17 protein-coding genes and 1 pseudogene are annotated in these 18,838 nt (G+C 73.1%); 7 read left to right on the forward strand and 11 right to left on the reverse strand.

All coding sequences use genetic code 11. From position 1 onward, the window contains the following. Positions 1 to 188: 188 nt before the first annotated feature. The 6 genes from ACFY5B_RS28195 to ACFY5B_RS28220 all read right to left on the reverse strand — a co-directional run bounded on the left by ACFY5B_RS28195 (position 189) and on the right by ACFY5B_RS28220 (position 7,265). Entirely contained in the window at positions 189 to 1,481 is a 1,293-nt protein-coding gene (locus tag ACFY5B_RS28195) for an MDR family MFS transporter (protein WP_389974271.1), read from the reverse strand. Beyond that, positions 1,478 to 3,286 carry an ABC transporter permease subunit gene (locus ACFY5B_RS28200; RefSeq protein WP_389974274.1) on the reverse strand — a complete coding sequence of 603 codons (1,809 nt, stop codon included), beginning with the start codon at positions 3,284 to 3,286 and terminating at the stop codon, positions 1,478 to 1,480. Before ACFY5B_RS28200 ends, ACFY5B_RS28195 begins: the two co-directional genes overlap by 4 nt. A gap of 86 nt (positions 3,287 to 3,372) precedes the next feature. Continuing rightward, positions 3,373 to 4,884 carry an ABC transporter substrate-binding protein gene (locus ACFY5B_RS28205; RefSeq protein ID WP_389974277.1) on the reverse strand — a complete coding sequence of 504 codons (1,512 nt, stop codon included), beginning with the start codon at positions 4,882 to 4,884 and terminating at the stop codon, positions 3,373 to 3,375. Positions 4,885 to 4,907: 23 nt separating this feature from the next. Then, on the reverse strand, positions 4,908 to 5,444 hold the full coding sequence (locus ACFY5B_RS28210) for a GNAT family N-acetyltransferase (RefSeq protein ID WP_389974280.1): 537 nt from the start codon (positions 5,442 to 5,444) through the stop codon (positions 4,908 to 4,910). Between the two features lie 71 nt (positions 5,445 to 5,515). Continuing rightward, on the reverse strand, positions 5,516 to 6,313 hold the full coding sequence (locus ACFY5B_RS28215) for a VOC family protein (RefSeq protein WP_389974283.1): 798 nt from the start codon (positions 6,311 to 6,313) through the stop codon (positions 5,516 to 5,518). Between the two features lie 109 nt (positions 6,314 to 6,422). Continuing rightward, complete coding sequence (locus ACFY5B_RS28220) at positions 6,423 to 7,265, reverse strand: SDR family NAD(P)-dependent oxidoreductase (RefSeq protein ID WP_389974286.1); 843 nt, start codon at positions 7,263 to 7,265, stop codon at positions 6,423 to 6,425. 124 nt (positions 7,266 to 7,389) lie between these two features. On the opposite strand from ACFY5B_RS28220, the gene ACFY5B_RS28225 reads away from it, so the two are divergent. Both ACFY5B_RS28225 and ACFY5B_RS28230 read left to right on the forward strand, forming a co-directional pair. Further along, positions 7,390 to 7,866 carry a DUF4396 domain-containing protein gene (locus ACFY5B_RS28225; protein ID WP_389974289.1) on the forward strand — a complete coding sequence of 159 codons (477 nt, stop codon included), beginning with the start codon at positions 7,390 to 7,392 and terminating at the stop codon, positions 7,864 to 7,866. A 61-nt stretch (positions 7,867 to 7,927) separates the two neighbouring features. After that, complete coding sequence (locus ACFY5B_RS28230; protein ID WP_389974292.1) at positions 7,928 to 8,290, forward strand: hypothetical protein; 363 nt, start codon at positions 7,928 to 7,930, stop codon at positions 8,288 to 8,290. A gap of 183 nt (positions 8,291 to 8,473) precedes the next feature. Here ACFY5B_RS28230 and ACFY5B_RS28235 read toward each other — a convergent pair whose 3' ends face one another. Further along, complete coding sequence (locus ACFY5B_RS28235) at positions 8,474 to 9,613, reverse strand: winged helix DNA-binding domain-containing protein (RefSeq protein WP_389974295.1); 1,140 nt, start codon at positions 9,611 to 9,613, stop codon at positions 8,474 to 8,476. Between the two features lie 143 nt (positions 9,614 to 9,756). Between ACFY5B_RS28235 and ACFY5B_RS28240 the strand changes: the two genes are divergently transcribed. Continuing rightward, a complete protein-coding gene (locus tag ACFY5B_RS28240; protein WP_389974298.1) occupies positions 9,757 to 10,431 on the forward strand; it encodes a hypothetical protein in 675 nt (224 codons plus the stop codon). A gap of 217 nt (positions 10,432 to 10,648) precedes the next feature. Further along, the gene (locus tag ACFY5B_RS28245) at positions 10,649 to 11,287 is read left to right on the forward strand and encodes a sigma-70 family RNA polymerase sigma factor (protein WP_389974301.1); all 639 of its coding nucleotides are present in this window, start codon (positions 10,649 to 10,651) and stop codon (positions 11,285 to 11,287) included. A gap of 73 nt (positions 11,288 to 11,360) precedes the next feature. Here ACFY5B_RS28245 and ACFY5B_RS28250 read toward each other — a convergent pair. The 4 genes and pseudogenes from ACFY5B_RS28250 to ACFY5B_RS28265 form a co-directional block, all read right to left on the reverse strand. Further along, positions 11,361 to 12,032, reverse strand: a pseudogene (locus tag ACFY5B_RS28250) (alpha/beta fold hydrolase); the annotation flags it as partial. 5 nt (positions 12,033 to 12,037) lie between these two features. Continuing rightward, on the reverse strand, positions 12,038 to 13,420 hold the full coding sequence (locus tag ACFY5B_RS28255) for an FAD-binding oxidoreductase (protein WP_389974304.1): 1,383 nt from the start codon (positions 13,418 to 13,420) through the stop codon (positions 12,038 to 12,040). Positions 13,421 to 13,556: 136 nt separating this feature from the next. Further along, the gene (locus ACFY5B_RS28260; RefSeq protein WP_389974307.1) at positions 13,557 to 14,843 is read right to left on the reverse strand and encodes a cytochrome P450; all 1,287 of its coding nucleotides are present in this window, start codon (positions 14,841 to 14,843) and stop codon (positions 13,557 to 13,559) included. Positions 14,844 to 14,871: 28 nt separating this feature from the next. Beyond that, positions 14,872 to 16,221 carry a glutamine synthetase family protein gene (locus ACFY5B_RS28265; protein WP_389974310.1) on the reverse strand — a complete coding sequence of 450 codons (1,350 nt, stop codon included), beginning with the start codon at positions 16,219 to 16,221 and terminating at the stop codon, positions 14,872 to 14,874. Between the two features lie 340 nt (positions 16,222 to 16,561). On the opposite strand from ACFY5B_RS28265, the gene ACFY5B_RS28270 reads away from it, so the two are divergent. From ACFY5B_RS28270 to ACFY5B_RS28280, 3 genes are read left to right on the forward strand one after another with little or no spacing between them, the layout of a single operon-like run. Next, positions 16,562 to 16,750, forward strand: coding sequence for a ferredoxin (locus ACFY5B_RS28270; protein ID WP_031108213.1), 189 nt, complete (start codon positions 16,562 to 16,564; stop codon positions 16,748 to 16,750). 1 nt (position 16,751) lies between these two features. Further along, positions 16,752 to 17,963 carry an NAD(P)/FAD-dependent oxidoreductase gene (locus ACFY5B_RS28275; protein ID WP_389974314.1) on the forward strand — a complete coding sequence of 404 codons (1,212 nt, stop codon included), beginning with the start codon at positions 16,752 to 16,754 and terminating at the stop codon, positions 17,961 to 17,963. After that, positions 17,960 to 18,772, forward strand: a complete 813-nt coding sequence (locus tag ACFY5B_RS28280) for an acetoacetate decarboxylase family protein (RefSeq protein ID WP_389974317.1) — start codon at positions 17,960 to 17,962, stop codon at positions 18,770 to 18,772. The genes ACFY5B_RS28275 and ACFY5B_RS28280 overlap by 4 nt, the downstream gene beginning before the upstream one ends. Positions 18,773 to 18,838: the final 66 nt, after the last annotated feature.

The raw sequence follows: 18,838 nt of genomic DNA on the forward strand, positions 1-18,838 counted from the left end.
CCGAACTCCCCGCTTGTGCACGGGTATTGATGGGGGGTGCCGCAGCCGACCCAGGATACTGGCGCGACACGACCGCCGATCTCCGCGGCGGTGTCCTCGGGGGGCCCGGCGCGGAAAACCCGGGCTGAGGAGTCGCCCGCGGGGGTGACACTCCCGGCGCCCCCTTGCCCCGGGAGGCCGGCAGGGTGTCAGGCCGCCGCGCCCGCCCCCTTCTCCCGGCGCGGCAGCACGGCCACCGCCAGGGCCGGTACGGCCGCCAGGACCAGCCACGGCACGGCGGTCGGCAGGCCCAGGTCGAGCAGGAAGCCGGTGGCCGCGCTGCCGGCCAGGACGATCAGCCCCGAGACGGACGACAGCGCACCCATGTAGAGCCCGAGCCGGCCCTCCTCGGCGAGGTCGGGCACCCAGGCGCGGGCGGCGGGCACGACCAGCATCTGCCCCACGGTGAGCAAGATCACGAAGCCCGCGGCCGGGAGCAGCCCGGCCGTGCCCGTCCAGCCGGCGGGACGGGCCGCGGCCACCACCGCGAAACCGGACGCGACCAGCAGCAGCCCGGCGGCCATGGAGCGGCGCAGATCCAGCCGGTCGCCCGCCCAGCGGGTCACCGGCAGCTGAGTGAACACCACCAGCACCGAGGACAGCGCGAAGAGCCAGGACAGCGGCGCCTGGGAGCCCGCCGCGCGCTGCACCTCGTCCGGTAGCGCCAGATACAGCTGGTTGTAGGCGAGCAGATAGGTGCCGTACGCACAGCACAGGGCGAGGAAGCGGCGGTCGCGGAGCAGGGCGCGGACCCCGCCCCGCTCCTGGACGCGAACCCGGCCGGGGATGTGCTGCGGCATCAGCCACAGGTGCCCGGCGAGGACGAGCACGAAGACTCCGGCACCGGCCAGACACGCGGTACGGAAGTCGACGGCGAGCAGCAGCGCGCCGAGCAACGGCCCCACGAACGCCCCCGCCTGCCCTGCCACGCTGAACAGGGCGAGGACCCGGGTGCGCGGGCCGTGCCCGTCCTCCTCCCACACGACCGCCTGACGGGCCACCTCGGACTCCACGGCGGGGGAGAAGAGTGCCGCGGCGAAACCGATCACCAGCACCGCACCGATCACGGTTCCGCTCGTCTCCGCGAAGCCGAGCCACGCGAACCCGGCGATCCGCAGGCCGCAGCCCGCGAGCACGACCGGCCGCACCCCGAACCGGTCGACGAGCCAGCCGCCGACCACGAACAGCCCCTGCTGGCTGAAGGTGCGCAGCCCGAGCACGAACCCGACCAGCCATCCCGCCATGCCGATCGCGGTGCCGAGGTGCTCGGCGAGGAACGGCAGGACGGCGTAGAAGCCGATGTTGAAAGCGAGCTGGGTGAGGATCAGCAGCCGCAGCAGCGGCGACAGCTGCCTGATGAGACGCCAGGTGCCGTCCCGGCTTTCGGCGCGGATCGTACGGGCGGCCTTGCGGGTCGGTATCCGGGAAACGGAGTCGTTCATCGTTCGTCTGTCTGTGAGGCGGACACGGGAGTCAGGAGGTCGTCGGGGCGCTCCGGGCGCCGCCGCGGGGCCGGCAGGCCCTGATCCACCGGCGGCACGGCCGGGCCCGCGGGCCGTGTGCGCCGCCGGGGCAGCCGTACCCCGCCCGCGGCCGTGACCGCGAGTGCCCCGAGCAGGGCGAGTACGGCGGCCGGGAAGAGGACGGCCCACGGGGCCCGTTCGGCGTAGGGCTGGTTCTCGGCGAGCAGCAGGCCCCACTCGGGGGAGGGCGGCTGGGCGCCCAGGCCGAGGAAGCCGAGGGCGGCGAGGCTCAGTGCGACGCCCGGAAGCCGGAGCAGGGCGTGCCGGGCGACCGGGGGCACCACGGCGGGCAGCAGTTCGTGCCGGAGCAGGTGCCAACGGCCGGCGCCCAGCGCCCGGGTGGCGACCAGATGGGTCGTCGCACGCTCCTGCAGCAGCAGGGAGGAGGTGTGCGCGGCGAGCGGGGACCAGGCCACGACGGCCACGGCGAGCGCGGGCGTCCAGGGGCCGCTCCCGGCGATGCCGGTGACGAGCAGCCCGGCCAGTACGGGCGGTACGGCGCTGAGCGTGTCGGCCAGCGGCCCGGACAGCCTCGGCAGCAGTCCCAGCAGCAGCCCCGCGACGAGGGCGGCGGCACTCACCGCGAGGGCGGTGCCGAGGGTGGTCACCGCCCCGTGGGAGATCCGGGCGAGGACGTCCCGGCCGAGCGCGTCCGTGCCGAAGGGGTGCTCCGCGGAGGGTGCGTGCAGCCGGGCGAGCGTGTCCAGGGCGAGCGGGTCGCGGGGCAGACCGGCCCCGATCACGGCGGCCAGCAGTCCCCCGTAGAGCAGCGGGAGCGTCCGGGGCGCGGGGGGCCGGGGCCGGTGCAGGGACTGCAGAGCGCCGTCGCGCAGCGCCGGTCCGATCAGCAGCCGGGCGGCGACCCGGGCGAGGAGCCCCGCGGCCGCGGCGAGCAGGACGAGGGCGAGTGTGCCGGTCTGCAGGGCGGGCAGGTCCTGGGCGAGTGCGGCGTGCAGGGTGAGCCGGCCGAGGCCCGGGATGTCGAAGATCTGCTCGACGGCGACCGATCCGCCGGTCAGCCCGACCACGAACAGCCCCAGGTTCGGCAGCAGTCCGGGCACACAGCGGCGCACCGCCTGCCGGGCCAGCGACCTCGGCGGAACACCGCGTGCCGCGGCCGCCATGGCCCAGGGTTCCGCGAACGCGCCGGGCAGCAGGTCGTCGAGCATCCGGCCCAGGACCGCCCCGGCGGGCAGGCCGAGGGCGAGCGAGGGCAGCACCATCCACTGCGGGCCGTACCAGCCCAGCGCGGGCAGCCAGCCCAGCTGCACGGCGATCACCGAGGCCAGTACCGAGGCGACGAGGAACTCGGGCAGCGAGGCCAGCACGGCGGTCGCCGTCCCGCCGGGACGGCGCGCACCGAGACGGCCGCGCGCGCCCAGCCGGAGGGTGGGGGCGCAGACGGCGGCGGTCGTGCCCGCGGCGACCACCAGAGCTCCGCACATCAGCAGCAGTGACACGCCGAGCGCCTGCACGACACCCGGCAGCACCGGGGCGCCGGACACCCAGGACGAGCCCGCGTCTCCGTGCAGCAGGCCGCCCAACCAGCGGCCGAGCAGGACCGACGGCCCGTCGTCCAGACCGAGTTCGGCGCGGATCGCGCGCAGGGTCTCCGGTGTCGGATCGCGGTCCGCGGAGCGGGCCTTGAGGACGGTCAGGGCCGGGTCGGTGCGTGACAGCCACGGGAGCAGGCCGATCGCGCCCACCAGGGCGGCCGTGAGCACGGCCCGCCACAGCAGCGTCGGGCCGCCGCCCCGCGCGAGGACGCGCAGGGCGGTGAGGCCCCTGACCGGGAAGGAGGTCTTGGTGTTCAGGGCCGCGTCCCGACGCCGACGAACTCCCGCTCGTAGGGGTCGAGTCGAGCGCCCTGCACGGACGCCCGGACCCCTGTGACGGCCTTCAGGTGCACCAGCGGGATCACCGCGTCGGTACCCAGGATCGCGGCCTCCGCCTTCATGGCGGCGTCCTGCCGCTTCGCGGGATCGGACTCGGCCCGGGCGGTCGCGACGAGCCGGTCGACGTCCCGGTCGCACAGGAACGCCAGGTTGTAGGAACCGTCGCAGGTGAAGTCGCTGTCGAGCACGGTGACCGGGTCGCCGGTGTCCGTCATCATGTTGCGGGCGACGACGGCGGCGTCGAACTTCCCGGCCAGCAGATCCCCTTCGAGGCGCGCGTACGTCCGCACCTCCAGCTTCACCTCGAACCCGGCCTTCTCGAGCTGCTGTTGGAGCACCTGCGCGGTCTCCGCCAGTTCGGGCCGGTCGTTGTAGCTGCCGATGGTGATGCTCTTGCCGCCGGGGTCGGTCGCAGCGGCCCGCCCGGACGGCTGGACGCGCTTGCCGGCGGCCCAGGTCAGGGCCGGCCCGTAGATGCCCTGCGCGGGTTCGGCCGACCCTTCGTAGACGCCCTTGGCGACGGTCGCACCGTCGACCGCCTCACGTGCCGCGGCCCGCAAACCGGCGTTCGTGAAGGCACCGGACCCGGTGTTGAGGTACAGGCTGGTGTTGCGGGCCGTGTTCGCTTCGTGGACGGTGCCCTTGCCCAGGGAGGCGGCCTGGGCGACGGGGACAGCCTCGGCGATGTCGACGTCCCCGGTGCGCAGGGCGTTGGCGCGGGCCGTGCCGTCGGAGACGTACCTGACGTCGACGCCAGAGGCCTGGGCCCGGCCGCCCCAGTAGCCGTCGAAGCGGTCCAGCGCGGCCGACCGGTCACCGGTGACTTCGGTGAGCTCGAAGGGGCCGGTGGCGGTGCCGACCGCGTTCACCGTGCCCTTCTTCCCGTACGCCTTCGGGGAGAACACCGCGAGGCTGGGGTTGGTCAGCCGCAGCGGCAGCACCGGGTCGGCTCCGCCGGTGGAGACCCGCACCCGGTTCTCGCCGACGGCCTCGGCGGTCAGCTTCACGCCGGATATCGCGGCGGGTGCCGGCTTCGCCGCGGCGGCGTGGGTGAGGGCGGAGGCGGCGGCTTCGGCGGTGAGGTCCTCACCGTCCTGGAACTTCGCGTCCCGGAGGGTGAACAGCCAGCTCTCGCCGCCCTTCTCGCTGCTCCAGGACTCGGCGAGGGCGGGGACCGCCGTGCCGTTGGCGTCCAGGCGGGTCAGCCCCTCGGCGACACCCAGCCGGGACAGGTTGTAGGCGTCGTACCCGTACGGCGAGTAGTTCTGTGTCGGCGGGAAGGCCAGGGCCACGCGCAGCCGTCCGCCGTCCCCGGATCCGGAGGAGTCCGAGGTCTCGGCGGAGCCGTCACCGGAGGACGCGAAACAGCCGGAGAGCAGCGGCAGGAGCAACAAGCCGGCTGTGAGCCGGCGGCGGGGGATTCTCATAGTGTGTATGAATACCATTTTCGTTAAGCGAGCGGTATCTCGAAGTGCACGACGCCGCTGCCCCCGCCCGGCACCTCCTCGCGCTCGTCGCACAGCACCTTGCCCAGCGCCTTCCACAGGCCCATCGCGCCGGGGGAGTGCGGATAGGTGTGCAGGTAGGCGGACCGGTAACCGCCGTCGGCCCGGGCGAACTCCAGGAGGCCGTCCACCAGTCGCCGGGCCAGACCGCGCCGCCGGTGTTCGGGGCGCACGTAGACCCGCCGGAGCTGTGCCGTCTCGCCCGAGGGGAACCGCTCGGCCAGCCAGCGGGGGTTCGGCGGGTGGGCCGGTCCGCGTGCGTCCAGTGCCGCCGTGCCCGCCACCGTCCCGTCGTGCTCGTCCACGGCGACCAGGAGGGTGTGCCGGGGCGGCGTGACGTAGAACGGCACCGGATCGATGATGTCGGCGTGCCAGCGCGGCACGTAGCCCGTGCCGAAGTCGCGGTACACGGCGTCGAGCATCACCGCCCGGGCTCCGTCGATGTCGGCCGCCGCGGCTTCCCTGACGCTGTACTCACGCATTTGCACATCATATGCAATAAGCCCGGTCCGGTAGCGGGGGCGGGGGCCGGGCCGGGCGTCCGCGTGCCGGTTCAGCCCTCGGACGGGGCGAGCAGCACGAAGTCCGCGTTCGCCGGGTCGAGGCAGACGGCGAACCGGCCGATGCCCTCCATGTCCGCCGGCCCCATCTGCACGGTGCCGCCGTTCGAGGTGACCTGGGCCACCGCGGCGTCGCAGTCGTCGACGGCGAAGACCGGGTGCCAGTACGGCCGCCCGCCCGTCAGTGCCAGGTCCTCCCTGCCGACCTGCATGAGCCCGCCGTGCATCCGGTCCTCGGCGAGGCCGGAGGGGGTGATCAGGGTGTACGTGCCCGCGCCCCCCGGCAGCGGCATGTCGCTGAACTGCCAGCCGAAGAGAGAGCCGTAGAACTCCCGCGCGCCCCCGGCGTCGGTCGTGTACAGCTCGGTCCACGACAGCGAGCCCGGCTGGTCCACCAGCTCCAGGCCCTTGTTGGTGCCAGGCTGCCAGACCGCGAACTGGCCACCCAGCGGATCGCTGTACTGCGCCATCCGGCCCCAGTCGTCGAGGTCCATCGGCGCGACCCGTACGGTGCCGCCCGCCTGTTGCACGGCCTCCGTCGTGGCGTCCGCGTCGGAGACGCTGTAGTAGAGCATCCAGGCAGGACGCGCCCCCTCCTCGGTGAGCTTGCCGAGCCCAGCGACGTTCTTGCCGTCCTTCTTGAACATCCCGCCCTCGAAGTCCTCGCTCTCACCCATGGGCTCGTAGTCCCACCCGAGGACGGCGCCGTAGAAGGCGGCGGCGGTCCGGACGTCCGGAGCGCCCAGGTCGAGCCAGCAGGGGGAACCGGGGACGTACTCCGTCGTGATCATGGCGATGCTTCCCTTCCGCGGGTCCTGTGTGCCCAGCGTGACACCGGGCACCGGCCGTCGCCCGTGGCCGCTCTCCGTTCGGGGGACCCGGCGGACGCGGAGGGAGGGTTCAGTGGACGGACAGTCCGCCGTCGACGAACACCGACTGCCCGGTGATGTAGGCGGACGCCGCGCTCGCCAGGAAGACCGCCGCCCCCGCGAAGTCCTCGGCGAGCCCGTTCCGGCCGACCATCGTGCGGGCGGCGAGGGCGGTCACCTTCTCCGGGTCCGACGACAGCCGCGCGTTCAGCGGTGTCATGACGAAACCCGGCACGAGCAGATTGCAGGTGACCCCGCGCGGCGACCACGCCTCGGCCTGGGAACGCGCCAGCGCCTCCAGTCCCCCCTTGGAGGCGCCGTAGGCGCCGCTGTGGACGAACGCGCGGTGCGCCTGCTGCGAGCTGATGTGGATGATCCGTCCGTACCCGCGCTCCGCCATCGCGGGGCCGAAGCGCTGCCCCAGCAGGAACGGCGCCTCCAGGTTGACGGCCATCGTGGCGTCCCAGACGTCCTCGCCGAGTTCGTCCATCGGCGGCCGCAGGTTGATCCCGGCGCTGTTCACGAGGATGTCGGGCTCGCCGAACACCTCGGCCGCCCGCTCGGCGGCCGTCCGCACGTCCTCGCGGGTGCTCAGGTCCGCGCCGACCCACGCGGTACGGCAGCCGAGCGCCGTCAGCTCCTCGACGGTCGCGGCCAGCCGCGCCTCGCCACGGGCCACGACCACCACGCTCGCCCCGGCGCGGGCCAGGGCGTCGGTGATGCCGCGGCCGATGCCGGAACTGCCGCCGGTGACGACGGCGACCCGGCCCTCCAGCGAGAACAGTTCGGAGAGGTAGGCCTGGGCCGCCCGGGACGACGGAGTCTCCCCGCTCGGCGGGGTCGGCTCCGTGGGCGGGGTGGGGTGCGTCGTCATGGCCACCACTTTAAGTCGATCATCCGACCACCCCGCGGGTGGTGCTTCATGCCCGGCGGTGCCCGCGCCACGAGGGCGTGCCGAGTCTCGTGCATATACCCCCAGGGGGTATATGATTCCGGTCATGGACCACACCGCTCACGAACCTGAGAAGCAAACGCACGGGGCCGCCTCCTGGGGGACCGCCGTGAAGGCGACGCTGCACTGTCTGACCGGGTGCGCCATCGGGGAGATCCTCGGCATGGTGATCGGCACGGCGCTGGGGTGGGACAACGCGCCCACCATGGTGGCGGCGATCGGGCTCGCGTTCCTGTTCGGTTACTCGTTCACCCTGTTCGCGGTCCTGCGGGCCGGCCTCGGACTCAAGGCCTCCATCCGGGTCGCCCTCGCCGCGGACACGGTCTCCATCGCGATCATGGAGCTCGTGGACAACGCGATCATCGCGCTCACGCCGGGTGCGATGGACGCCCATCTGTCGGAGGGTCTCTTCTGGGCCGCGCTCCTCGGCGGTTTCGCCGTCGCCTTCCTGATCACCACCCCGGTCAACCGGTGGATGATCGGCCGCGGCCGGGGCCACGCGGTGGTCCACGCCCACCATTGACGCGACGTCACCATGTCTGCCGCCGCGGGAACCGGCCGCCGTCACGGGCCGTTGTCCGGGCATGAGGCACACCGTGTGGGCGGGGCAACTGCTGCCGCTTCTGATCGTCGCAGGCGCCCTGGCCGTCGTCATGGGCCTCTTCGCCTGGCTCGCGTCCGTGGTCCGGCGTCGCGGCCTCGCCGGATCCGGATTCCGCGCGGCCATGGCCTCGTACGAAGAGGCCTTCCGGGTGACGGCCCACGACGCCCACTACGAGATCCAGGCGCAGGCGCAGGCGCAAAGCCCCGCCGAAGCCCCCGGCGACCCTTGGCGTCCCGCCCGGGACACCGCGGGCGGGACCGGGCGGGAGCGGCGCCCCGGCCACCGGAGCGGAGTGCGCCGCCGTCTCAGGGCATGGCGGCGGAGGGCCGTTCGCGGGAGGTGACCGGCTGGTGCGCGGCCTGAAGCCGAGGGCGACGAGGGCGTGGACCGCGCCGAGGGCGAGGATGAGGCCGGGGGCGACGAGGACGTACGCGGCGCCGAGGGCGAGGATGCCGAGGGCGACGATGGTCTGCACGCCGGCGGCTGCGCGTCGGAATCCCGGCAGCGGCTGCCGTGCCGCACGGGCTCAGCCCCGGAGCAGGCGCACCTGCCCGTCGGGGAGTTTCGGCCACCAGTGGTGAAAGCGGCGGTAGACCTCGGTGTCGCGGCCTGCCAGGAATGCCGTCAGCGACGCGGCCTCCGCGGCCAGTCCGTCCCACACGGCGGTCGGCAGGTCGTGGAACGCCGTGGCCTCGACACCATGGTCGACCGCCCGCCACACGCCGGCGACCCGGCCGTCGACCAGGAGCGTGGGCAGCACGTCGCCGTTCACCCGGATCACCAGACGGCGATACGCCGGGGGAATCACGCGGCTGCGGTCGGCGTGGGCCAGCAGCACGCTGTCCCACATGGCCATGAGCCGGGGTGGTGCCGGCGTGTCGGCCGGTGGGCGCCAGGCGCCCGGCACGTCGTAGAGCAGGATCCCTTCGGGTCCCCGGAGCTGCTCCACCCCGTCGCCGAGGGCCGCCAGGGCCTGGCGTACGGGTGCTCGCGGCACCATGGTGAACTGCGCGATGTCCGCCACCGACGCGGGCCCGAAACCCTCCAGACAGCGCAGGACGAGGTGGCACAGCGCCTCCGGCACCACCTCCCGCCCCCGGGGCGCGGGACCGGTCCGCGCCGCGACGAACGACGACCGGGGGCCGAAGGACCACGGCCCGCCGGTCGGGACGTGCAGCATCGGCGCGTACGCCTTGAGCCCCCACCACGCCCCGGCCTTCTTCTCCGCCCCGACCCGCTTCTCCAGCCAGTCCTGCATCTCGGCGGCCGTCCGGGGCCGGTCCGCGAAGTCCAGCAACTCGGGGACGAGCGCCTCGCCGTCGGCCGGCGTGAGTCCCGCCGCGGCGAAGCGGTACCCGAGCCGGGAGGCGTACAGCGTCTGTTGCATCGCCTCCCGGAAGACCTGGTAGTCGTCCCGGTGGACCGCGTGCAGCGTGATCCGCATGAGCGTCGCCTTGACCACCGCACGCCCCGCGAAGGCGGCGTCGAGCTCCTCCAGTGCGAAGCCGGCCAGCCGGTTCCACAGCGCCACGTACGGCGAAGCGGGGTGCTGCGCCTGCAACGCCACCACGCGCCGCACCGCCTCCCCGGCGTCCATCGCCTCCCGCTCCAGCAGCAACTGGCGTCCGAGCGTGGCCCGATTGAGTTCTTGCGCGGTGACGTCCACGCGGGGGATTCTGCCGTGGCCCCACCGGAGGCACCGACTCCGTCGTCGTGGCCTGGATCACATGGCTCGGATTGAGTGCGCGGCGGGGGAGATGTCCGTACTCATGGGTGTCGGGGCGGTGCCGGATGCGAGGATGAGGCGCCATGACAGTCGGGTGGTGTGCTCGCGCGATACGGGCCGCGGTGTTCGCGGCCGTCTGTGTCGTGCTCGCCGCCCTCGGGCACGTCATGATGTCCGGCGACCACGTGCCCCTCTCGACGCTGCTGGCCGGCTGGGCCGCTACGGGCCTGGTGGGCTGGTGCCTGGCGGGCCGCGAGCGCGGACTCCGGCCGGTCGTTACCGTCGCCGTGGCCGTCCAGACGGCGCTGCACTCGGCCTTCTCATTCGGGCCGCCGGCGCCGGCCGCATCGGGGGCCGACTCCATGGACATGCCGCCCATGGGTCATGGCATGGGATCCATGGGCCATGACATGAGCCACGTCACGAGCCCGGGCACGTGGGACTCCATGGGCTCCGCGGCCCCGCACACGGGGCATGTTCCCGGCGGAGACTCGTCCTTCGGCATGCTCGCCGCCCACCTCCTGGCCGCGCTGTTGTGCGGCCTGTGGCTGGGTCACGGGGAACGGGCGGTCTTCCGGCTGCTGCGCGCCGTGGGCAGCCGACTCGCCGCACCGCTGCGGCTCCTGTCCGCCCTGATCGCACCGCCGCCCCCGCCCGTGCGCGAACGGCGGCGGCCGTCGCACCGCAGGCCGCACCGACTCCTTCTCGTCCACACGATCACCACCCGGGGACCGCCCGCGGGGGCCGCTGCCGCCTGACGGCAGCCGGTGGCACCCCGGGGCAGCCCCTGCGCGCCCCGGTCGGGGTCGTGCGTCCGTACCCGCGCACCCGCAGGCGCTCACGCCTCGCGCCGCGCCGTACGGAACGCCACGCCCCCTTCCCCGCTCACGGGACCGCGCACCCCTGCGCGCACGTCGGACCTCGGGGTCTGCTCACGCGCGTCCTCGTGGTCCCGCAATCCGAGAAGGACATCAGGTGATCACTCCTGCCCTGCCCCTTTCGCACACGAGACCGGCGTCGGCCGACGAGTCGATAACCGCCTGGGCGCTGGCCGCCCGCGGCGGCGACTCCGTGGCCGTCGACCACTTCGTACGCGCCCTGCACCGTGACGTCACCCGGTACGTCGCCCATCTGTGCGCCGACCCCCAGGCGGTGGACGATCTGGCGCAGGACACGTTCCTGCGGGCTCTCGGCAGCCTGCACCGGTTCGAGGGCCGCTCCTCGGCGCGGACCTGGCTGCTGTCGATCGCCCGGCGCGCGGTGGCCGACAGCATCCGGTCCACCGCCGTACGCCCCCGCCCGGCCGACCTGCCGGACTGGGAGCCGGCCGCCGAACTCGCCCAGCCGCGCGGTCTGCCCGGCTTCGACGACGGCGTGGCGCTGCTGGAGTTGCTGGCGGGGTTGCCGTACGAACGCCGCGAGGCGTTCGTCCTCACGCAGCTGCTCGGTCTGCCCTACGCGGAAGCCGCCGCGCTGAGCAACTGCCCCGTCGGCACGGTCCGTTCCCGCGTGGCACGCGCCCGGGCGACGCTCCTCGCCCTGCTCGCCGCCGCGGAGAAACCGGACTCCGCCGCGTCCACGCAGGGTGCGGGCCGACCTCTCGTCGCGGCCTGACACCCGTCGGCAACCGCACGGTGCCCGCCGCCTCCGCCCGGCGGGCACCAGCCGGTGCGAGTTCACCGGCGAGCACCAGGGTCGGGGCGCTGATGCCGCCGAGGCGGTCGAGGGTGTCGTGGCCGGCGAACGCCGCGAGCTGGCGCTGGAAGGCCTCGGCGGACTGCGGATGCTCGAAGGCCAGCGCCTCGTCGACGAAGCGGTCGACCATGCCGTCGGCGTGGGCGCGCGGGGTGTAGACCCACAGGTAGAACGCCTCCAGCACAGCCCGTTCGTCCGGGGCGCGTTCCACCATCCAGTTCCAGAAGCCCGTCATGGTGCGGAAGTAGGGATCCGGGCGGGCCATCGTGCTCATGAGGACGAGGCTGCGCACCAGGCCGGGGTGACGCAGGGCCAGTTCCTGGGTGATGAAACTGCCGCCGGAGAAGCCCGCGACGTGCGCCGCCGGAACCCGGAGCGCACGCAGCAGCGCCGCCGCGTCGTCGGTCATCCCCGCTACGGAGAGCGGGCCGTCCGGCAGCGGGCTGCGGCCCGCGCCGCGGTTGTCGAACGCGGTGAGCCGGTAGCGGTCCGCGAACCCGTCGAGCTGAAGCTGCCACGCCTCGGCGGGGTCCCCGAGCCCGTCGAGCTGAAGCTGCCACGCCTCGGCGGGGTCCCCGAGCCCCGCGACGAGCAGGAGGTCGGGCCCCTCGCCCCGCTGCTCCACCCGGAGTTCCACGCCGGCGGCGTCGACCGTCCGGCCCATGGCCGTCACCCTCGCGCCGGTTCGATGTTCTGGTTGGCGTGGAAGAGGTTGTCCGGGTCGTAGGTGCGCTTGATCCGGGCGAGCCGGTCGTAGTGGCCGCGGTACGTCGCCCGGACCCGCTCCTGGCCCTCGCCCGAGCCCATGAAGTTCACGTACGAGCCGCCCATAGAGAACGGGTGCAGCTCCTCCTGGTAGCCCACGCACCACCGCCGGATCGTCTCGGCGTTGGCCGGGTCGGGGTCGACGCCGGCGAAGACACCGGACCACAGGGCGTCCCGGTAGCTCCACGCGGTGTCGTCCGGGCCGACCCGGTGGGCGGCGCCGTCGATCGGGTAGAGGTGCATCAGCGAGAGCGGCGTCGGGTTGTTCCGGCCGTATGCGAGGTGCACGTCCAGGGCGGCGTCGGGGATGCCGTCGAAGAAGTCGCCCCGCCAGTACCACTGGTAGCCCGTCGGGATCAGCTCGTCGAACATGCCCTGCAGCGCGTCGTACGGCATCGGCGTCGTGAAGTGGAAGGCCGGCCGGCCCGCGTCGTTCACCACCGAGAGGGTCTCGGCGGCCCCGTTCGGGTCGCCCGTGCAGCACCACACGATGCCGCACACCTTCTTGCCGTGGAGCTCCTCGGGGAAGGGCGGGCCGGGCGGGACGACGAGGACGGCGAAGAAGCCGTAGACGTCCTCGGGTGCCTGGGGGAGGAACTCGCGGTACCACGCCAGCACTTCGCGCGTGCTCTCGACCGGCCACACGGTCACCCCGGCCCCGACCGCGCCGACCGGGTGCAGACGGTACGTGAGGGAGGTCGCGATGCCGAAGTTGCCGCCGCCGCCCCGCAGCGCCCAGAACAGGTCCGGGTGCTCGGTCTCGCTCGCGGTGACGAAGCTGCCGTCGGCCAGCACCACGTCGGCGGCGATCAGGTTGTCCACGGTCAGCCCGTACTTGCGGGTGAGGTAGCCGTGGCCGCCGCCGAGGGTCAGGCCTCCGACGCCCGTCATGGAGATGATGCCCGTGGGGGTGGCGAGCCCGAAGGCCTGCGTGGCGTGGTCGAGGTCGCCCAGGTGGCTGCCGCCGCCGACCTCGGCGGTGCGCGCCTCGGGGTCGACCCGCACCCAGCGCATCGGCGAGAGGTCGACCGTCACGCCGTCGTCCACCAGGCACAGGCCGGGGCCGCTGTGCCCGCCGCCCCGCACGGCGAGTTCCAGGCCGTGGTCACGGACGTAGGCGACCGCGGCCATCACGTCGGCGGCGTCCGCGCAGGGCACGAGGGCGGCGGGCCGTTTGTCGATCATCGCGTTGTAGATCTTGCGGGCCTGGTCGTACCCGGCGTCCCGCGGGCCGATCACCGGCCCCCGCAGCGTGGTCCGCATCTCTTCCAGGATGGCGGTGTCCATGACGATCTCCTCGGGACGCGGGCCCGTGCCGACATCACCAGCCTCTCGCCGACCGCGGAGCGTCGCATGTCCGGAGCATGCGCCGCCGCCGGGGGAGGGCCGTGCCGGTTCCGGTCCCTCCGCCCGGAGGCTCGCGTCAGGCCGGGGTGACCTCCACGGGCAGCTTCTTGATGCCGTTGACGAAGTTGGAGCGCACCCGGGGTACGTCACCGGCCAGGCGGATGTCCGCCAGGCGCGGGATCAGCTCCTCGAACATGATGCGGATCTCGGTGCGGGCGAGCAGATTGCCCAGGCACAGATGGGGGCTGCCCTTGCCGAAGGTGACGTGGTCGTTGTCGCGGCGCGCGACGTCGAAGTCGTAGGGGTTGCCGAAGACCTCCTCGTCGCGGTTGCCGGAGGCGAACCACATCACCACCTTGTCGCCCTCCCTCACCCGCTTGCCGCCCAGCTCGACATCGCGCGTGGCGGTGCGGCGGAAGTGGTAGACGGGGGAGGCCCAGCGCAGGAACTCCTCGACCGCGACCGGGATCAGCGAGGGGTCCTCCTGGAGGCGGGCCAGCTGCTCGGGGTGCTGGAGGAGGGCCAGCATCGAGTGGGAGATGGTGTGCCGGGTCGTCTCGTTGCCGGCGACGACCAGCAGCAGGAAGTAGTTGTCGAAGTCCTGCGGGGAGAGCGGCACCCCGTCCCGGGGTGTGGTGTTGACCAGCCGGGAGACCAGGTCCGTGCCGTCGCCGCCGCGCCGCTGCCGGGCCAGCTCCCGGCCGTACTCGAAGACCTCCAGCGAGGCGGGGGAGCGGAAGGGCAGATCGCGGTAGCGCTCGCTCTCCTCGCTGTGCAGCAGGACGTCCGCGTAGTCGGGGTCGGTGTGGCCGATGATGCGGTTGCCCCAGTCGATGAGCCTCTGGTTGTCCTCCGGCGGTACGTCCAGCAGCCGGGCGAGCACGTTGATGGGAAAGTCCGCGGAGATGTCCTCGACGAAGTCGAAGCGGCCCTTGGCGAGGGCGGCGTCGAGGGTCCTCGCGGTCAGCCCGCGCAGGAAGTCGGTGTAGCCGTTGATCACGTTCGCGCCGAACTGCCGCTGGATCAGGCTCCGCAGCGCCCGGTGGCGCACCCCGTCCAGTTCGAGGATCGAGGCGCGCTTCTTGATCTGGTCGTCGTCGACCTCCTCCAGGTTGACGAACTTCGTCGAGGTGAAGGTCTCCGCGTCACGGTCGACCCGCACGATGTCCTCGTGCCGGGTCACCGCCCAGAAGCCGGAGTTGGGCGCCTCCTCGGGCTGCCAGTGCACCGGGTCCTCGTGGCGCAGGGTGTGGAACATCCGCCACGGCGCCACACCGTCGGTGAAGCGGTCCAGGTCGGAGAGGTCCACGTCGGCCAGGGGCAGCGGCTCGCGCAGGGCGTCGGTCGGGGTCTCGGTGGTCATCGGCAGCTCCTCGGTGTCACAGGGGGCGTCACAGGTGGTAGGCGTACTCGGTGAACTCCCAGTCCGTGACGTGCCGGTGGAAGCGTTCGACCTCGTCGCGTTTGTAGGAGAGGAAGGACGTGGTGAACCCCTTGCCGAGCAGGCCGGTCAGGGCCGTGTCCGCCTCCAGCGCGTCCAGCGCGGCGGACAGGGTCTGGGGCAGGACGGCGGACCGGGCGGTGTCGTAGCCGTAGCCCTCCAGCGGGGCGGGCGGCTCCTCACCGGCCAGCACGCCCAGCAGCGCGGCGGCCGTCGTGCCGGCGATCGCCAGATAGGGGTTGGCGCTCGCGTCACCGAGGCGTAGTTCGAGCCGGGCACCGGTGCCGCGCTCGGGCGGGATGCGCACCATGGCGCTGCGGTTGTCCAGCCCCCAGTCGATCAGCCAGGGCGCGAGGGTGTCCGGGCCGAAGCGCTTGTAGGAGTTGACCGTGGGGTTGAGCAGCGCGGCCAGGGCGGGTGCGTGGGCGAGGACACCGGCGACGGCGTACCGGGCGGTGGCGGACAGGCCGTACGCGCCCGACGGGTCGTCGAAGGTGTTGCGGCCCTCCTCGTCGTCGCAGGACAGATGGAGGTGGAAGCCGGAGCCGCCCGCGTCGTTGAAGGGCTTGGCCATGAAGGTGGCCAGCCGGCCCTCCTTGCGGGCCAGTTCCTTGATCGCGGCCTTGAAGCGGAAGGAGCGGTCGGCGGCCGACACGGCGTCCGAGTGGGCCAGGTTGATCTCGATCTGGCCGCCGTCGAACTCGTGGTTGCCGCTGATCGCCCCGACCTTCAGATCACGCACGTGCCGCAGGGTGCGCAGCAGGTGGTTGTCCGGGTCTGCGCGCAGACCGGCGGTGTAGACGACCCCGGGGTGGGGCGCGTAGCGGCGCCAGCCGCCGGACCCGTCCGGCTCGCACAGGAAGTACTCCAGCTCGGGTCCGACCACCGGCCGCAGCCCGTGCTCGGCGCACCGGGCGAGGACGGAGCGCAGCAGATCGCGGGGCGACTCGGGGGCCGGCGCGCCGGTCGCCGGGTCGACGACCTCGCCCAGACAGGCGGCCACCCCCGGCTCCCAGGGCAGCGGCACCAGCGTGTCGAGGTCGGGGCGGACGCAGATGTCCGGCAGCCCCGCGTCCAGCCCGCCGCTGACCGGGACCACGTCCCCCTGCGGGCTGGTGTGGTAGACGGCCCGGCAGAACGCCAGGCCGTGCGCACAGGCCCGGGGCAGCTCTTCGAGCAGCACGTCACGCGCCCGGTCGGTGCCGATCAGGTCGGGATAGGTCACCCGGACCACGTCGATGCCGTCTGCGGCGAGCCGGTCCATGTGGCGGCGGACTTCTTCGGAATCGTGAGCGCTCACCGTTGTCTCCTCGGGCGGACGTCGGGACACCTCCGGGACACGGGGGCCGGGGAGGCGGGTGGCGTGAGAGCGAGCGTCCGGGCGCGGCGGAGCCAGGACCGCCCGGTGCTTGTTTGATGCCAAACGGTATGGGTGGGTGCGGGGTCCCGCAAGAGGGCCGGGGCAAGAATTTATCCATCCGGATAGCTCTTGACCAGACCCCTGCCCCTGCCTACCTTGTTTGAAGCCAAACGAGTTCGGGGCGCGTTCGACCGCACCCCGTTGGCCGGGGCCCGGCCCCTTCCGGCCGGGCCCCTCTTTCCCTTCCGCTTCGACGCCCTCACATTCAGGAGGACCGGCCATGAAGGTCGTCGTCGACATGAACAAGTGCCAGGACCACGGCCAGTGCGTCTTCTCGGCACCCGACGTCTTCCGGATGGACGACGACGGCCGCCTGGCCTACGTCCCCGACCCCGACGACGCCCTGCGCGACGAGGTCGAGGAGGCCGCGGACGTCTGTCCGCTGCAGGCCATCCGGATCGAGGACTGACATGAGCGGGCGCATCGTCGTCGCCGGCGCCTCCCTCGGCGGACTGCGCGCCGCCGAGCAGCTGCGCGCCGCGGGCTGGACCGGCGGCATCACGGTGATCGGCGACGAGCCGCACCCTCCGTACAACCGGCCCCCGCTGTCCAAGGAGGTTCTCGCGGGCAAGGCATCGTTCGCGTCACTCGCCTTCACCCCGAAGGCGTCCGCCACGGACGTGGAATGGCGGCTGGGCACGAGGATCGTCTCGGCCCGGCTCGCCGGGCGAACCGTCGAGCTCGATGACGGCTCGGTGCTCTCCTACGACCGCCTGGTCGTCGCCACCGGGATGCGGCCCCGGCGGCTGCCCTGCCCCGGGCCGGTCGCGGGCCGTCACACGGTCCGGACCATCGACGACGCCCAGCTGCTGCGGGGCGAGCTGACCAGGCCCGGCGCACGGGTCGTCGTGATCGGCGCCGGGTTCATCGGCTGCGAGGTGGCCGCCACGGCGGTCGGGCTCGGTGCCGCCGCGGTGACCGTGGTCGATCCGCTGCCGTTGCCGATGATCGGTCCGCTCGGGGAACTGCTCGCGCGGGAACTGCGCAGGCGGCACGAGCAGCGCGGGGTCCGCTTCGTGCTCGGTGCGGGCGTGGCCGGGTTCGAGGGCGGCGACCGCGTCACCGGTGTCGTGCTCACGGACGGGACCGCGCTGCCCGCCGACGTGGTGGTGGAATCCGTGGGATCGGTCGCCAACACCGAGTGGCTCGACGGCAACGGGCTCGACCTGAGCGACGGCGTGCTCACCGACGAGCACCTGCGCGTCGGCGGCCGTCGCGACGTCGTCGCGGTCGGCGATGTCGCCCGCTTCCCGAACGCCCGCTACGACGGTGTGCCCCGGCGGGTCGAGCACTGGTCCGTGCCGACCGACTCGGCCAGGCACGCGGCGAAGGTGCTGGTCGGTGGCGACGCCCCTCTGCAGCCCTTCGCACCCCTGCCCACCTTCTGGAGCGATCAGCACGACTTCCGGTTGCAGTCCTTCGGGGCGCCCGGTCTGGGGCTCGGCGACGTCCGGGTCCTGGACGGCGACCTCGCGGGGGACGTGCTGGTCGGCTACCACCGCGACGGTCCGCTGGTCGGTGTCGTAGCGCTCGGTGGACCCTCAGCGGCCCGGGCCGCCGCCCGGTACCGCACCGAACTGCTGAAGCAGCCCGCCCTCACCTCGCAAGGAGCCCTCTCGTGACCGGTCTTCGTGGTTACTTCCCTCCCAAGACGGCGACGGGCGCGTCGTCGCTGATCCCCTCCCCGCCCTGGCGCTACTCCGGTGACCTGCTCACCGTCGAGTACCGGACGGATCCCGCTCGCGTGCGCGAACTGCTGCCCGAGCCACTGGAGTTGGCGGAGGAGGATCCAGGGGCCGTCGCCCTGATCTGGGCCGACTGGCAGTCGTGCTCGGCTTCCGGGGAGGAACTGCTGGATCCCGTGCGGGCTCAGTACAAGGAGGCCTTCGCGGTGGTGCGGTGCCGGTTCCGGGGGCGGACGTACTCGCGGTGCGTCTACATCTGGGTGGACAAGGACTTCGCCATCGCGCGGGGGCTGCACCAGGGGTATCCGAAGAAGCTCGGCTCCATCCACCAGACGCGGCCGCATCCCTACGGGCCCGCTCCCCGGATCGAGGCGGGGGCGCGGTTCGGGGCGACCCTGGCGGCCGCGGACCGGCGTCTCGCGCAGGCCGTGGTGACCCTGCGCGAGCCGTCCGGGAGCGGCGGGTTCGTCAACGCGCATCCCATGGCGCATCACCGGTGGCTGCCGTCGATCGAGAAGGGCAAGGGGCTCGCCCTCGATGAGCTGATCGAGTCCGGGGCCGCGTCCTTCGAGGGTGGGCGACCGTGGGTGGGCGATGCGCAGCTGGAGCTGTTCGAGGCGCCGACGGAGGAGCTGGCGCGGCTGGAGGTACGGGAGCCGATCGCGGCGTATTACCGGCAGGTCGGGGTGGTTTGGGACGGGGGGCGGCTGCTGGAGAGTGGTACGTCCGGGGTGGTTGCCGGGTGACATATGTGGGCGGGTGCGGGCCTCGTCGTGGTTGATCGCGCAGTCCCCGCGCCCCTAGGGAAGTGC

The organism is Streptomyces sp. NPDC013187 (assembly GCF_042899705.1).
GTDB classification, from domain to species: domain Bacteria; phylum Actinomycetota; class Actinomycetes; order Streptomycetales; family Streptomycetaceae; genus Streptomyces; species Streptomyces hawaiiensis_A.